At 46.4% G+C, this 13,943-nt stretch carries 11 protein-coding genes; 6 read left to right on the top strand and 5 right to left on the bottom strand.

Annotated elements, in window-relative coordinates; translation table 11 throughout:
* Window positions 1-58: 58 nt before the first annotated feature.
* A complete protein-coding gene (locus ACAY30_RS14265; protein ID WP_290251838.1) occupies window positions 59-2,380 on the bottom strand; it encodes a Tex family protein in 2,322 nt (773 codons plus the stop codon).
* Between the two features lie 90 nt (window positions 2,381-2,470).
* Here ACAY30_RS14265 and greB point away from each other — a divergent pair, with 90 nt between their 5' ends.
* The 3 genes from greB (at window position 2,471) to envZ (ending at window position 5,139) form a co-directional block, all read left to right on the top strand.
* Window positions 2,471-2,950 carry a transcription elongation factor GreB gene (gene greB / locus ACAY30_RS14260; RefSeq protein WP_290251839.1) on the top strand — a complete coding sequence of 160 codons (480 nt, stop codon included), beginning with the start codon at window positions 2,471-2,473 and terminating at the stop codon, window positions 2,948-2,950.
* A gap of 100 nt (window positions 2,951-3,050) precedes the next feature.
* Window positions 3,051-3,773, top strand: coding sequence for a two-component system response regulator OmpR (ompR, locus tag ACAY30_RS14255; protein ID WP_290251840.1), 723 nt, complete (start codon window positions 3,051-3,053; stop codon window positions 3,771-3,773).
* Window positions 3,774-3,798: 25 nt separating this feature from the next.
* Window positions 3,799-5,139 carry a two-component system sensor histidine kinase EnvZ gene (gene envZ, locus ACAY30_RS14250; RefSeq protein ID WP_290251841.1) on the top strand — a complete coding sequence of 447 codons (1,341 nt, stop codon included), beginning with the start codon at window positions 3,799-3,801 and terminating at the stop codon, window positions 5,137-5,139.
* Here the strand turns inward: envZ and ACAY30_RS14245 are convergent.
* The 4 genes from ACAY30_RS14245 to hslR all read right to left on the bottom strand — a co-directional run bounded on the left by ACAY30_RS14245 (window position 5,136) and on the right by hslR (window position 8,899).
* Entirely contained in the window at window positions 5,136-5,474 is a 339-nt protein-coding gene (locus ACAY30_RS14245; protein ID WP_290251842.1) for a hypothetical protein, read from the bottom strand. The genes envZ and ACAY30_RS14245 overlap by 4 nt on opposite strands.
* A 314-nt stretch (window positions 5,475-5,788) precedes the next feature.
* On the bottom strand, window positions 5,789-7,396 hold the full coding sequence (pckA, locus tag ACAY30_RS14240; RefSeq protein WP_290251843.1) for a phosphoenolpyruvate carboxykinase (ATP): 1,608 nt from the start codon (window positions 7,394-7,396) through the stop codon (window positions 5,789-5,791).
* 233 nt (window positions 7,397-7,629) lie between these two features.
* The gene (gene hslO, locus ACAY30_RS14235; protein WP_290251863.1) at window positions 7,630-8,481 is read right to left on the bottom strand and encodes an Hsp33 family molecular chaperone HslO; all 852 of its coding nucleotides are present in this window, start codon (window positions 8,479-8,481) and stop codon (window positions 7,630-7,632) included.
* A gap of 7 nt (window positions 8,482-8,488) precedes the next feature.
* Window positions 8,489-8,899 carry a ribosome-associated heat shock protein Hsp15 gene (gene hslR / locus ACAY30_RS14230; protein WP_290251844.1) on the bottom strand — a complete coding sequence of 137 codons (411 nt, stop codon included), beginning with the start codon at window positions 8,897-8,899 and terminating at the stop codon, window positions 8,489-8,491.
* Window positions 8,900-9,289: 390 nt separating this feature from the next.
* Here hslR and gspC point away from each other — a divergent pair, with 390 nt between their 5' ends.
* The 3 genes from gspC to gspE are packed head-to-tail and all read left to right on the top strand — an operon-like array spanning window position 9,290 to window position 13,938.
* Entirely contained in the window at window positions 9,290-10,240 is a 951-nt protein-coding gene (gene gspC, locus ACAY30_RS14225) for a type II secretion system protein GspC (RefSeq protein WP_290251845.1), read from the top strand.
* A gap of 13 nt (window positions 10,241-10,253) precedes the next feature.
* Window positions 10,254-12,371 (top strand): type II secretion system secretin GspD, encoded by a 2,118-nt coding sequence (gspD, locus tag ACAY30_RS14220; protein ID WP_290251846.1) that lies wholly within the window; start codon window positions 10,254-10,256, stop codon window positions 12,369-12,371.
* A complete protein-coding gene (gene gspE, locus ACAY30_RS14215; RefSeq protein ID WP_290251864.1) occupies window positions 12,364-13,938 on the top strand; it encodes a type II secretion system ATPase GspE in 1,575 nt (524 codons plus the stop codon). Before gspD ends, gspE begins: the two co-directional genes overlap by 8 nt.
* Window positions 13,939-13,943 lie beyond the last annotated feature (5 nt).

The following is a 13,943-nucleotide window of genomic DNA, read 5'->3' as shown; positions in this document are numbered from 1 at the left end:
CGGAGAAAGAAGGGTGAACCAACCAAGTGTGGTTAAATACTTGGTTGGTTAGGTTTTATCAATTTTTTTTGGCTTTGGCGAACGCCTCGGCAAAGGCATTGCCCATCATATTGTTGCCCATCGGTTGCGGCTTGTTACTTTTCGCTTTGCCCTTAGTGCGAGTTGGCGCAGATTTGGCGTTATCACCTTTTGGCATCGATGCGCGTTGGTTTGAGGTTTCATCAAGGCGCATGGTTAAACTAATGCGTTTGCGCGCCACATCAATATCTAGCACTTTGACCTTGACTACATCGCCAACCTTAACCACGTCGCGTGGGTCACTGATAAATTTATCGGTCAGCGATGAAATGTGCACCAAACCATCTTGATGAACGCCGATGTCGACAAAGGCACCAAAGTTCGCCACATTCGATACGACACCTTCTAATACCATGTTGGGCTGCAAATCGTTAATGTTTTCAACACCGGCCTTAAACGCCGCAGTTTTAAATTCAGGACGCGGATCTCGACCCGGCTTGTCTAGCTCGGCAAGAATGTCTTTGATGGTCAGTAAACCAACTTGCTGGTTGGCGAACTGAGCCGCATCAAGTTGCTTAATTCGCTCACTGTGTCCAATTAAATCGGTTACATCACTGCCACAAGTTTCTGCCATCTTTGCCACTAGCGGATAACTCTCGGGATGCACAGCAGAGCTATCTAGTGGGTTATCACCGTCATTGATGCGCAAAAAGCCTGCCGCCTGTTCGAAGGCTTTGGGGCCGATACGCGGAACGTCTTTTAATGCCGCGCGGTTGTCAAACCGACCGTGTTGCTCACGATATTTGACAATATTATTGGCCATGGTTTTATTTAATCCTGCGACCCGGTTTAACAGCGACGCTGATGCGCTATTTACATCGACACCAACGGCATTCACACAGTCTTCTACGACCGCATCTAGCGCATAACTCAGCTGGCTTTGGCTTACATCGTGTTGATACTGGCCAACGCCAATGGCTTTGGGTTCGATTTTTACTAATTCGGCCAAGGGATCTTGTAGGCGGCGGGCGATTGAAACGGCACCGCGCAGCGACACATCTAGATTGGGAAATTCTTCTGCAGCTTGCTCTGAGGCTGAGTAGACACTGGCACCGGCTTCACTAATAATCAATTTTGTCGGCTTAGTATCTAGCTTGGTCAGCGCTTGTGCGCACAACTTATCGGTCTCACGAGAACCCGTACCGTTACCAATGGCAATCAAGTCGACTTTGTACTGAGTGACTAAGTTTGCGATCGTGCGAATCGATTTATCCCAGTGTTTCTGCGGCTCATGCGGGTAGATTGTGGTGGTGTAGAGCAGCTTGCCCGTCGCATCGACAATGGCGATTTTACAGCCGGTGCGAATACCCGGATCGATGCCCATCGTCACTTTAGCACCTGCAGGGGCTGCCATTAACAAGTCCTTTAGATTTTGGGCAAAAACCTCTATTGCTTGTGTCTGCGCTTTTTCGCGCATCGCCGCGAACAACTCGGTTTCCAGTGACAGCGATAGCTTGGTGCGCCAAGTAAGGCGCACTAAATCATTGATCCAAGAGGCCGCGGGTTGATTATTTACCTGTAACTGTAAGTGCTTGCGAATGATCGCTTCCGGGCTTGATTCATCCAGATCGTCACGATTGGCATCGGCATTTAAACTCAACTTTAGCAAGCCATCGTTGCGCCCGCGCAACATAGCTAGTGCGCGGTGTGAGGGGACTTGACTGAGCTTTTCACTGTGCTCAAAGTAGTCTTTGTACTTCGCCGCTTCTCGCTCTTTACCGGCTATGACTTTAGTTTCGATGTGAGCGTGTTTTTGCAGGTGGCGACGCAATTTTTGAATGAGTACCGCATCTTCACAGAAACGCTCGATTAGAATATAGCTCGCCCCTTCAAGTGCGGACTTTACATCGCTAATACCCTTTTCTGGCGCAACGTATTGTTGGCCGAGTTGTTGTGGGTCGAGTTGCCAATCGTTAAATAGCGACTCGGCTAATGGCGTCAGTCCCGCTTCAATGGCCATTTGACCTTTAGTGCGGCGTTTGGGGCGGAACGGAAGATACAAATCTTCGAGCTCGGTTTTGTTGTCGACTGCTAATATTTGCTGTTTTAGCGATTCGTTGAGTTTGCCTTGTTCAGCAATGTTTTTTAACACTAGCTGTCTGCGTTCGTCGAGCGCGCGCAAGTAGCTGAGGCGTTGTTCTAGATGACGCAAGTGGCCATCGTCAAGTCCCGAGGTGACTTCTTTGCGATAACGAGCTATAAAGGGAACGGTAGCGCCCTGATCAAGTAAGTTAATCGCCGCATCAATTTGGGCTGGTTTAACCGATAATTCGTTGGCAATAGTCTGCGAAATATTAAGCATATCAATGGTCGCTAGTAAAAATTTTAAGTTGCAGAGTATATACCTGTAGCGCGACAATAATGCCAGTGAAATTACAATATTTTTAGTAAAATGAGTCGATCCAATTACATAACAAGAGCAGGCTGGCAACGGCTTGACGACGAACTTAAGTTTCTTTGGAAGCAAGAGCGACCACAGGTTACCAAAGCCGTTTCTGAGGCCGCCGCGCTAGGCGATCGCAGTGAAAATGCCGAGTACATCTACGGCAAAAAGCGGTTGCGAGAAATAGACCGTCGAATTCGCTTTCTAAGTAAGCGCCTAGATCAATTAACCATTGTTTATCCCGAGCAACAACAGCAGGGCAAAGTCTTTTTTGGCGCGTCGGTCAAGATTATTGATGAACAAGACCGCGAATTTGAGTATCGCATCGTCGGTCCTGATGAATGGGATGTCAGCAAGGGTGAAATCAGCATCGACTCACCCGTTGCTCGTGCACTGTTGGGAAAACAGGCCGGTGACGAAGTCGTCGTTAACACCCCTGACGGTGAACGCTTTTTGGAGATTGTTGATATTTATTACCAGCGTTCATAGTTTGTAACAAATGAGCGTTGATTTTAACTGTTAATCACGCCGGAAATTACATACAGTAGATAATTAAAAAAGATATATAAACCGTATTTTAGAGGCTTCTATGGGACAGGAAACACCAAAAATATTAGTCGTAGATGATGATATGCGTTTGCGCGCACTGCTCGAACGCTATTTGGTGGAACAAGGCTATGTGGTGCGCAGCGCGGCCAATTCAGAACAAATGGACAGATTGATCGAGCGCGAAAACTTTCATCTGGTGGTGCTCGACTTGATGTTACCTGGCGAAGATGGCTTGTCAATTTGTCGTCGTTTGCGTCAAGCCGAAAACGAGATCCCGATTATTATGTTAACGGCGAAGGGCGATGAAGTTGATCGTATTATTGGCTTAGAGCTAGGCGCCGATGACTACATGCCAAAACCGTTTAATCCTCGAGAGTTATTAGCTCGTATTAAAGCGGTATTGCGCCGCAAAAGCACGGAAGCACCCGGAGCCCCGTCACAGGCAGAAGAGGTGATTGAATTTGGTGCGTTTAGCCTCAACTTGGCGACGCGCGAAATGCGTAAAGGTGACCTTGAAATGCCTTTGACCAGTGGCGAGTTTGCGGTGTTAAAAGCCTTGATCACACATCCTCGCGAACCCTTATCTCGCGATAAATTAATGAATTTAGCCCGTGGTCGAGACTACTCAGCACTGGAGCGCAGTATTGACGTACAAGTGTCGCGATTGCGCCGTATGCTTGAACAAGATCCTGCCAACCCTCGCTATATCCAAACCGTTTGGGGACTTGGCTATGTGTTTGTTCCCGATGGCACCAGCAGTTAGTTTACGCCGATGAGTTTGTGTTGATATGCGTTTACTACCGAAAAGTGCATTTGGCCAAACGGTATTGTTGATTGGCTTTTTATTGCTGATCAACCAAGTAGTCTCTTACTTAAGCGTGGCTATTTATGTCATTAAACCAACGCTGGAACAAACCAATCAGCTACTCGCTAAACAAGTGAAAGTCGTTGCCTCGATCTACGGCGGGGATGTGCCTTTTAACCCGCGTTTGGCGACGGCATTTCATCGCGAGACAGGTATTGGTGTGTACCGACAGACGGACGCGATGGAATTGGGGTTGGCAAGTGCAACACACTATCCGTATTTGTCGATGCAAATGAGTGAGCTCGTTCAAGGGCAAACGCAAGTTCATATCTCGGAAGGTGAGGAGTACCTTTTTTGGATTCGATTACCGCAAGGTGTTCGCCCCGCAAATGCGCCACCATTGTGGGTGAAAATTCCGCTTAAAGGCATTGAAGAATCTAGCTTTTACCCTCTAATTTTTTACCTCGTACTGATCGGTGGATTAAGTGTTATTGGTGGCTATTTATTTGTCCGCCAATTAAATCGTCCCCTCAAAGCGTTACAAAATGCGGCAATCGATGTCAGCCGAGGCAAGTTCCCCAAACCGCTCAAGGAGCGTGGCACCAGTGAGGTTGTGGCGGTAACTAAGGCATTCAATCGCATGTCACACGGTATTAAACAATTAGAGTCTGATCGCAGTTTATTGATGGCGGGTATATCCCATGATTTGCGCACGCCATTAACCCGTATTCGCTTAGCAACCGAAATGATGAGCGAAGACGAAGATTACCTCAAAGAAGGCATCGTTAGCGATATTGATGACATGAACTCGATAATTGATCAGTTCATCGATTACATACGCCACGATATGATGGAAAAATCGAAACCGCATCAACTCAATCAGCTGATTAACGATGTGGTCAAACTCGAACGAGCTGAACAACAGCTTTTCAAGCTCGACCTAGCCGAAGGGTTACCTGACGTTGCTATGGTTTATCCAGCGATAAAACGGGTGTTAACTAATTTGCTGGAAAATGCCGTTAAGCACGGTAATCATCAAGTGGAAATCACCTCAGGTTGTGATCCATCGGCAACATACGTCTATTTCACTGTAGCCGATAGAGGTCCAGGGATAAACGAAGATGATATAGAGCGCCTGTTTCAACCGTTTACCCAAGGTGATACCGCAAGGGGCGCAAAAGGCAGTGGCCTAGGCTTGGCAATTATCAAGCGCATCATTGACGGTCACGGTGGTCGAGTATTGCTGTCAAATCGCGATGATGGCGGCTTAATGGCGCGAGTAGAACTGCCGATCAACACGCCAGAACGAGCAACGCCACATTAATAACTGGTATTGATATAAAACGCACAAATGTTGAGAGCGATTATGATCATCATAATCGGCCGCGCCATTTCTTTGGTCAGTGCACAAAACGCCATCGCTGCCAGTATTTGCAGTAATTTACCCACCGCTACTCCGGGAAGTATACCGAGCTGATACGCTAATGTTCTGACAATGAGGTTACCCTCGTGGGCAATGCTACCGTGGGTCATAAACTCAATGGTGGAAATGTAATCGAGGCCGGCGGTAAACAGCAAAAGCAGCCAAAGAAAACGATGGTTTTGCAACGCGAACTTGAGGTTGTGCGTTAATGGTACTTGTTGATCGAGAATGGTCATAGGTATTTTGATAGCAAATCAAAATCCATAGCAGCACGCTGCTTATATCATTATTCTTATCTCCATTTGCGGTTGATTGCGAGAGATTCCTTATTGTTATGTGGGGGATTACTTTATTCTAGATCATATTTTCGCTAAAGCTAACCAAGCCGGTAACAGCAAAAAGCAACACCGTATTAGCGGACTTTATCGAGCACCATCTTCCGGCTAACTTGTTGTTAAAAAATTATTTATAGGTTTTGTTAAAGCGAGCGAACGCCCGAGTTAAGGGATAGCGAGTGGCTTGCTATACCACTCGCTAGCGTCGTAGTTATTTACTTTTGTGGACCAGCGGCGACGAGTGATTTGCCGTGGTCTGTATCGGTAAATTTGGTGAAGTTATCAATAAATTTACCGGCTAGATTGGTTGCTTTATCTAGCCATTGTTGTGGCTGTTGATAGGTGTCACGCGGATCTAAAATACCGCTGTCGACACCGTGTAACGCCGTGGGTACAGCCAAGTTAAACAGTGGCAAGGTCTGACACTCTGCTTGTTCTATTGAGCCGTCTAAAATGGCGTCAATAATCGCACGTGTATCTTTAATCGAAATGCGCTTACCAGTACCGTTCCAACCGGTGTTTACCAAGTAAGCCTGGGCGCCAGCTGCTTGCATACGCTTAACGAGTACATCGGCGTATTGGGTTGGATGTAAACTTAAAAACGCGGCACCAAAACAGCTTGAGAAAGTCGGAGTCGGTTCGGTAATTCCGCGCTCTGTACCTGCTAGCTTAGCCGTAAAACCAGATAAGAAATAGTACTCAGTTTGCTCTGGCGTTAACTTTGCTACTGGCGGTAAAACACCGAACGCATCAGCGGTTAAGAAAATCACTTTACTCGCGTGACCACCTCGAGAAATCGGCTTAACGATGTTGTCAATGTGATCGATAGGGTAGGAAACGCGGGTGTTTTCGGTTTTTTCATTGCTGTCGTAGTCAATTGAACCGTCTTCGCGAACCACTACATTCTCCAACAGCGCATTGCGGCGAATGGCGTTGTAGATATCGGGCTCATTTTCTTTGCTCAAGTTGATTGTTTTTGCATAACAACCACCTTCAAAGTTGAATATACCATTGTCATCCCAACCGTGTTCATCATCACCGATTAACTGGCGGTGAGGATCGGTAGACAAGGTGGTTTTACCGGTACCTGATAAGCCAAAAAAGATTGCCGTATCACCATCTTTACCCACATTGGCACTGCAGTGCATTGAGGCGATGCCTTGTAATGGCAGTAGGTAGTTCATCATCGAGAACATACCTTTTTTCATTTCGCCGCCATACCAAGTACCACCTATTAGCTGCATGCGCTCAGTCAGGTTAAAGGCAACAAAGTTTTCTGAATTTAGACCTTGTTGTTGCCAGTTAGGGTTACTGGTTTTCGCACCGTTCATGACGACGAAGTCAGGTTGGTAATCTTCCAGTTCCGCTGCTGTTGGGCGGATAAACATATTTTTTACGAAGTGAGCTTGCCACGCAACTTCGGTAATAAAGCGCACTTTCAGACGAGTGTCTTCATTGGCACCACAGAAGGTGTCGACGACAAATAAGCGCTTATTCGATAACTGTTCGGTAACTAACGTCTTTAACTGCTGCCAAGTTTCTTGGCTCATTGGTTTGTTGTCGTTTTGACCTTGATCTGACCACCATACCGTATCGCGGGTAACATCGTCGCGGACGATGTATTTGTCTTTTGGTGAACGCCCGGTAAAAATACCCGTATCGACGGCAACAGCACCCGTGTTGGTCACGGTGCCTTTTTCAAAACCTTCTAGTTCAGGTTTGGTTTCTTCTTCAAAAAGCTGTTCATAAGTTGGATTGTAAACAATGTTAGATGTGTTGTTGATACCGTATTGCGACAAGTCTATGGTTTTAGCAGTCGTCATCCCCGAAGGCTCCCAGCGTTAGTTCTTAGATTATTCACTCTAAAAGAGCGTTTTATGGGGCAAATAGTAACGAATGTGGGCGTTAAATAAAAGGGAAATGAAGTAAGTAATGGAAGTTTTTTGCAGGGCTTTCATAAATGGCGTTAATTGTCGTAAAAATAACAGTTTATCTACGGTTTAACGCCATTTTAGTAGTAAAATTACACCAAATTTCTTAGCCAGAAATGGCTACTTTAGTTCGGTTTAAGTAGTGGTTTTAACTTTTCTCGATCAAAATGATACTGTTTAAGGCAAAACTCACAGTTTATCTTTATTTCGCCATGCTCTGCTAAGTGCTCTTCAATTGCAGTTTGACCAATATTGGCAATGGCGGTCAAGCACTTGTCTTCACTACAGCCACAGACAAAGGTTACTGACTGCGGGTCGAATACGCGAACCGTTTGCTCGTGGTAAAGGCGATAGAGCACCTCTTCGGCAGGTAATTGAAAGATTTCACTGGCTTTTAACGTAGCGGTTAGCTGGCAAATATGCTCAAAATCTAGCATTTGCTGATCTTTGTCTTCGCTATCTGGGAGCACCTGAACCAGTGCTCCTGCAGCGAGCATCTCGGAGCTGTCTGCGTATAACCAAATACGGGTAGCCAACTGCTCCGAGGTGGCAAAGTAGTGTTCAATACACTCTGCAAGAGAGTCACCTTCTAAACGGACAATGCCTTGGTAGCGTTCACCGTTTTTAGGCATTACCGTAATGACCATGTTTGCGTTACCCATCAGATCATTGAGGCTGGTACCTGTAATTTGGCCGTTAATATTGGCCGTGCCACGCATGCGTTGCTGGTGATCGCCATTGATTACCATGTATTGCACCGGTCCATCACCTTGAATTTGAACCGCAATTTCACCTTCAAACTTTAAGGTGGCTGTCAACAAACAGGTAGCGGCCATAAGTTCACCGAGTAACTGTTTAACAGCGTCGGGATAGTTGTGGTTTTCAACAATTTGTTTGAAGCTTTGGTCTAGTTGAACTAATTCGCCTCGGGCGTGTAGGTCTTCAAACAGGAAGCGGTTCAACACATCAGTTTGTATTGTCACGTTAGATCCTTTCTTTAAATTCTCTGAGTTTACGACGTTGTTTTTTATCCGGCTTAGTTTCGCTAGCGGGATTTAGTAAGGTTCCCTGCTTGCGCGCGACAGCATTGGCAGCTCGGGTTTCAATGCTTTGTTCCGTTTCGCTATACAGTGTTTGAGCAAAGTTCGCATCGCGGCGGCGATCGGCAAGCTCGACGACAATGACTTCGCGTTCGTCATAGCCTTGTCGAACCTTAATTCTATCACCAATGTTGACATTTTTACTGGATTTGCTGCGTTGTCCATTGTAAAACACTTTACCGCCATCAATCATTTGCTTGGCAATCGCTCGGGTTTTGTAAAAGCGCGCTGCCCACAACCATTTGTCGAGGCGTACGGCGCTGTCTTCAATGTAGTGGTTTGATTTTTTACTCACAGTGATCTCAGCCTAAAAATAACGCCTCTTTTTACCACAAATGCGAATTTTTCGCCACTTAACGGCTTTAACTAGGCTAAAAAAGCAACGCTTTGATTGTTTTTTTAGCAAATGAGGGGGCATTGGCGAAAATATTGTTAATTTTCTGTCAATCGAGGGGGCTTTAATGATAGCTTTAGGTGGTTTCATTTGATTGTATGATTTATTTGCCCATACTACGTAATATATGTAGACAAATGCCTGCAAGCGATGGGACGAAAGCGAGAAACCGTATAGATAAGTTGCGGTAAATCGCATTATTGGCCTTAGCTAGCACTTGTTAGTGCTGGCTGGGTTCAGTATTATCAGCAACAGAATCTTTGATAATAATATAAATAACGAAAACGATTTATGGACTTAGCGCAACTACATTCTCAAATACAACAAGTATGGCAAAAGCTACCTATGCAGGCTTTAGCTCGCGCGCTTATTACCACAATCGTTATTTATCTTGCATATTGGGCGGCAACTGTCACTTGGCTTGTTATTCCCGAACAGGTGAAACCACTGCCAAAGTCTACTCAGACATCGAGTAATCAATTATCGTCAAGCTCGCCAACGATTGATGTCAGTGTTATCCGCGACCTTAATTTGTTCGGTAAGTTTGTTAAACCAAGCGAAGTAAAAGCGCCTGTTAAGACTGTTGAATCGGCGCCAGAAACCAAACTGCAACTGACGTTAACCGGAGTCGTCGCGTCAACTGATGATGCAGTTGCTGCCGCGATTATTGAGTCGAAGGGATCACAGCAAACCTATGGTATTGACGATAAAATAACTGGGACTCGGGCAGTGTTAAAGCAGGTTCACCCCGATCGTGTCATTATCGAAACGGCTGGCAACATGGAAACCTTGATGCTTGACGGCTTTAAATACACGAAGCAAATTAACGCTAACTCCACTAGCTCAACAGCCCGGCCGCAGCTAGACATCAAGCAAACACGCAACACCAAGCCACCAGGGCCACAACCTGTTAAACAGCAACGCATTAAAGAGAAAATCGCCGAATTGCGAGCCGATATCGCTAAAGATCCCACCAAGATCACCGACTACATAAAAGTATCTCCGCACAGAGTTGACGGTAAAATTGTCGGTTATCGCTTGATGCCGAGCAGTAAACCGGAGTTTTTTAAACAAGTCGGTTTAGTACCTGGCGATGTGGCGGTACAAATTAATGGTCGTGATTTAACCGATATGCGCGAAGCGCAACAAGCACTAATCGAATTAAAAGTAGCTGAGCAGATCGACATATTAGTCGATCGCCAAGGTGAGTTACACGATATTTCACTAGGACTGGATAATTAACTGGAGCACATTCATGCGCCGAACAACTTGCGCACAACAACTAAAAAAAGCCTCAGCGAGTGTGTTAGCCGCTCTGGCATTGACGTGTACCTTAAACGTGAACCACGCTTATGCGACACAGTATTCTCCTAATTTTAAAGGTACAGATATTAATGAATTCATTAATATCGTTGGTAAAAATTTAAAAAAGACCTTTATTATTGATGCAAAAGTCCGCGGTAAGGTTAATGTCCGCAGTTACGACTTACTGACCGAAGAACAATACTATCAATTCTTTTTAAACGTCCTTGACGTTTATGGTTATTCCGTTGTTGAAATGGAAAACAACATTTTAAAGGTTGTGGTCAACAAAGACGCGAAGACGGCAAATATTCCAGTAGTTGGTGACGATCACTCGGCAATTGGTGATCAAATGGTCACTCGCGTTATTGAAGTTAAGAATGTTTCGGTACGGGAATTATCACCGCTGTTACGTCAGCTAAGTGACCAAGCCGGTGGTGGTAATGTGGTTCACTATGAACCGTCAAACGTTATTATGATGACCGGTACTGCCGCTGTGGTTAATCGCTTGGCGAATATCATCCAACGGGTTGACCGCGCCGGTGACCAAGGTGTTGAAATCATCAAGTTGGAATATGCATCGGCCGGTGAAATGGTGCGCATTATTGAAAACATTAACAAACCCGCCAGTGGCAAGTCTGATACCCCTGCGTTTTTAATCCCTAAAATTGTCGCCGATGAGCGAACGAACTCGGTTATCGTATCAGGTGAGCTCAAGGCGCGGCAGCGCATTAGCAAGCTGATTTCCAAACTCGACAGCGAACTAGAGAGTTCTGGCAATACGCGTGTGTATTATTTGAAGTATGCCAAAGCAGCGGATTTGGTCCAGGTGATGAAATCGGTATCGGAAACCATCCAAAACAGTAATACTTCGGCGGCGACCACCGCAACGACAACGGCGCGTCGCAGTGGTGCTAATCGCAATATCTCGATTGAAGCACACGACGATACCAATACGTTAGTCATTACCGCAGAGCCTGATATGTTGCGCTCATTGGAGGCCGTTATTCGGCAGCTAGATATTCGCCGTGCGCAAGTACTTGTTGAAGCCATTATTGTTGAGGTATTTGAATCAGACGGGGCTCAATTTGGCGTTCAGTGGGGACATGAGGACGGTGGTTTTACCCAGTTTAACAATGGTGTTGTGCCTATTTCTGGTGTCGCTGCCGGCGTTGTGGCGGCAGAGCCTGAGGACTCTTCGCAAACCACTATTACCAATCCTGACGGCTCAATAACCCAATCGAACAACCCCGAAAAACGCGGTGATTACACCATTTTGGCGCAGCTGCTGGGCAATGTTAGCGGTATGATGTTTGGCGTGGTAAAAGACGATTGGGGGGCGATCGTTCAAGCGGTTAGCTCAGACGTCAATTCCAATATCTTGGCGACTCCAAGCATCACCACCCTCGACAACGAAGAAGCGTATTTTATCGTCGGTCAAGAAGTGCCAATTATTACTGGCTCGCAAACTGGCAGTAATAACAGCAATCCATTTACCACCGTTGATCGCAAAGAAGTGGGCATTAAACTGAAAGTGACGCCACAAGTCAACGAAGGTAGTGGTGTACAATTGACTATTGAACAAGAGGTGTCGTCAGTTAGTGGTGCGACGGGCGTGGATATCTCCATTAACAAGCGCGAAATTAAAACCACAGTTATGGCGGATAACGGCGCAACCATCATTCTTGGTGGCCTCATTGACGAAGACGTGCAAGAGTCAATGCAAAAGGTTCCAGTTTTGGGCGATATACCATTACTCGGTGCATTATTCCGCTCAACTGGCACGACATCGCGTAAGCGCAACCTAATGGTATTTCTCAAGCCGACCATCATTCGCGAGGGTACGGCGATGGATGCGATAACCAAACAGCGTTACAACTACATGCGCGCGCAAGAATTGCGCAAGCGCGAACAAGGCTTGTCGTTACTCGACGACGAGAAGCTACCGTTAATGCCACAGTGGCAAGACGACCTTGAATTACCACCGTCATTTGATGAGTATATGCAACAACGAGCAACAGAAGAGCTTGACCAGCCGGTCATTGAAACAGCAGAAGGCGATGATGAGTAATCAGCAACAAAGCGATGTGGATAACAGCGCAGAGCAGTTAGCGGCGACATTAACCAGTCCGGATGAGTTACTCGACGAGCAGCAACCGTTGCCGTCAGAGCAACCCTTGCGCCTGCCGTTTGGCTTTGCCAAGCGCTACGGAGTGTTGCTCGAACAAAGCGAACAGCAACTGATACTGCACAGCAGTGGCCGAGTGGCTTTGCCGGTGTTGCTCGAAGTTCAGCGCATCCTAGCTAAGCCATTTACCATTGAACAACACGCGAGTGACGAGTTTGAGCGCTTGCTAACCATCGCCTATCAGCGCGATTCGTCTGAAGCTCAACAGTTGATGGAAGACATTGGTAATGAGGCCAACTTATATTCGTTGGCAGATGAAATTCACGATGCAGAAGATTTATTAGAAAACGAAGATGATGCACCGATTATTAAACTGATCAACGCAATGCTATCGGAAGCGATTAAGGAAAACGCATCGGATATTCACATCGAAACCTATGAAAAAATGCTCAAGATTCGCTTTCGCATTGACGGCGTTTTGCGTGAAATATTAAAACCCAATCGCAAACTTGCATCGATGTTGGTGTCGCGAATCAAGGTTATGGCCAAGTTGGATATTGCCGAAAAGCGCATTCCTCAAGACGGTCGTATTTCTTTGGTTATTGGCGGCCGTGCGGTTGATGTCAGGGTTTCAACCATGCCATCGAGTCACGGTGAACGCGTGGTACTGCGCCTCCTTGATAAAAACGCGGCGCGGTTAAACCTCACCGATTTAGGTATGACCGATCAAGCAAGGCAAAAATTCACCGACGTCATTAATAAGCCACATGGGATTATTTTGGTAACCGGGCCGACGGGCTCTGGTAAAAGTACCACCTTGTATGCCGGGCTAACCCAAATCGATGCCACGGAGCGCAACATATTAACGGTCGAAGACCCGATTGAATTTGCTATCGATGGCATCGGTCAAACACAAGTTAACACGAAAGTTGATATGACCTTTGCTCGTGGCTTGCGCGCTATATTGCGTCAAGACCCCGATGTGGTTATGGTGGGGGAAATCCGCGATTTAGAAACGGCGCAAATTGCCGTACAAGCCAGTTTAACCGGTCACTTAGTGCTATCAACTCTGCACACCAATACCGCAGCGGGCGCCATTACGCGACTAGAAGACATGGGCATCGAGCCATTCTTATTATCGTCAAGTCTACTCGGCGTATTAGCACAGCGACTGGTGCGCACCCTTTGTCCGCACTGTAAAGAAGCACATGTGGTAAGTGATGAAGAGGCGCGCTTGCTGGACGTTGACAGCAACGCTCGACCAACCATTTACCGCGCCGTTGGCTGTGAGCACTGTAAGTACTTGGGTTATCGCGGTCGTACCGGAATTCATGAATTATTGCTTGTCGATGACAAAGTTCGCGAGCTGATTCAAAACAATGCCGGTGAACAGGCAATCGTCAATGCCGTGCGCGCCAATACACCGAGTATTCGCCACGATGGCTTTGCCAAGGTGCTGGCAGGTATCACCACGTTAGAAGAAATATTGCGGGTTACCCGAGAAGATTAATTGAT

Origin of the sequence: Thalassotalea ponticola (genome assembly GCF_041379045.1) — a bacterium.
Lineage (GTDB): Bacteria > Pseudomonadota > Gammaproteobacteria > Enterobacterales > Alteromonadaceae > Thalassotalea_A > Thalassotalea_A ponticola.
Note: the sequence above shows the minus strand (reverse complement) of the source record. Positions and strands in the feature narration are given on the sequence as shown.

What these genes read in the sequence shown, in the direction of transcription:
- gspC (WP_290251845.1), top strand. Translation starts at nt 9,290, where the DNA reads ATGGACTTAGCGCAACTACATTCTCAAATACAACAAGTATGGCAAAAG.
- ACAY30_RS14265 (WP_290251838.1), bottom strand. Translation starts at nt 2,380, where the DNA reads ATGCTTAATATTTCGCAGACTATTGCCAACGAATTATCGGTTAAACCA.
- greB (WP_290251839.1), top strand. Translation starts at nt 2,471, where the DNA reads ATGAGTCGATCCAATTACATAACAAGAGCAGGCTGGCAACGGCTTGAC.
- pckA (WP_290251843.1), bottom strand. Translation starts at nt 7,396, where the DNA reads ATGACGACTGCTAAAACCATAGACTTGTCGCAATACGGTATCAACAAC.
- ompR (WP_290251840.1), top strand. Translation starts at nt 3,051, where the DNA reads ATGGGACAGGAAACACCAAAAATATTAGTCGTAGATGATGATATGCGT.
- gspD (WP_290251846.1), top strand. Translation starts at nt 10,254, where the DNA reads ATGCGCCGAACAACTTGCGCACAACAACTAAAAAAAGCCTCAGCGAGT.
- gspE (WP_290251864.1), top strand. Translation starts at nt 12,364, where the DNA reads ATGAGTAATCAGCAACAAAGCGATGTGGATAACAGCGCAGAGCAGTTA.
- envZ (WP_290251841.1), top strand. Translation starts at nt 3,799, where the DNA reads ATGCGTTTACTACCGAAAAGTGCATTTGGCCAAACGGTATTGTTGATT.
- ACAY30_RS14245 (WP_290251842.1), bottom strand. Translation starts at nt 5,474, where the DNA reads ATGACCATTCTCGATCAACAAGTACCATTAACGCACAACCTCAAGTTC.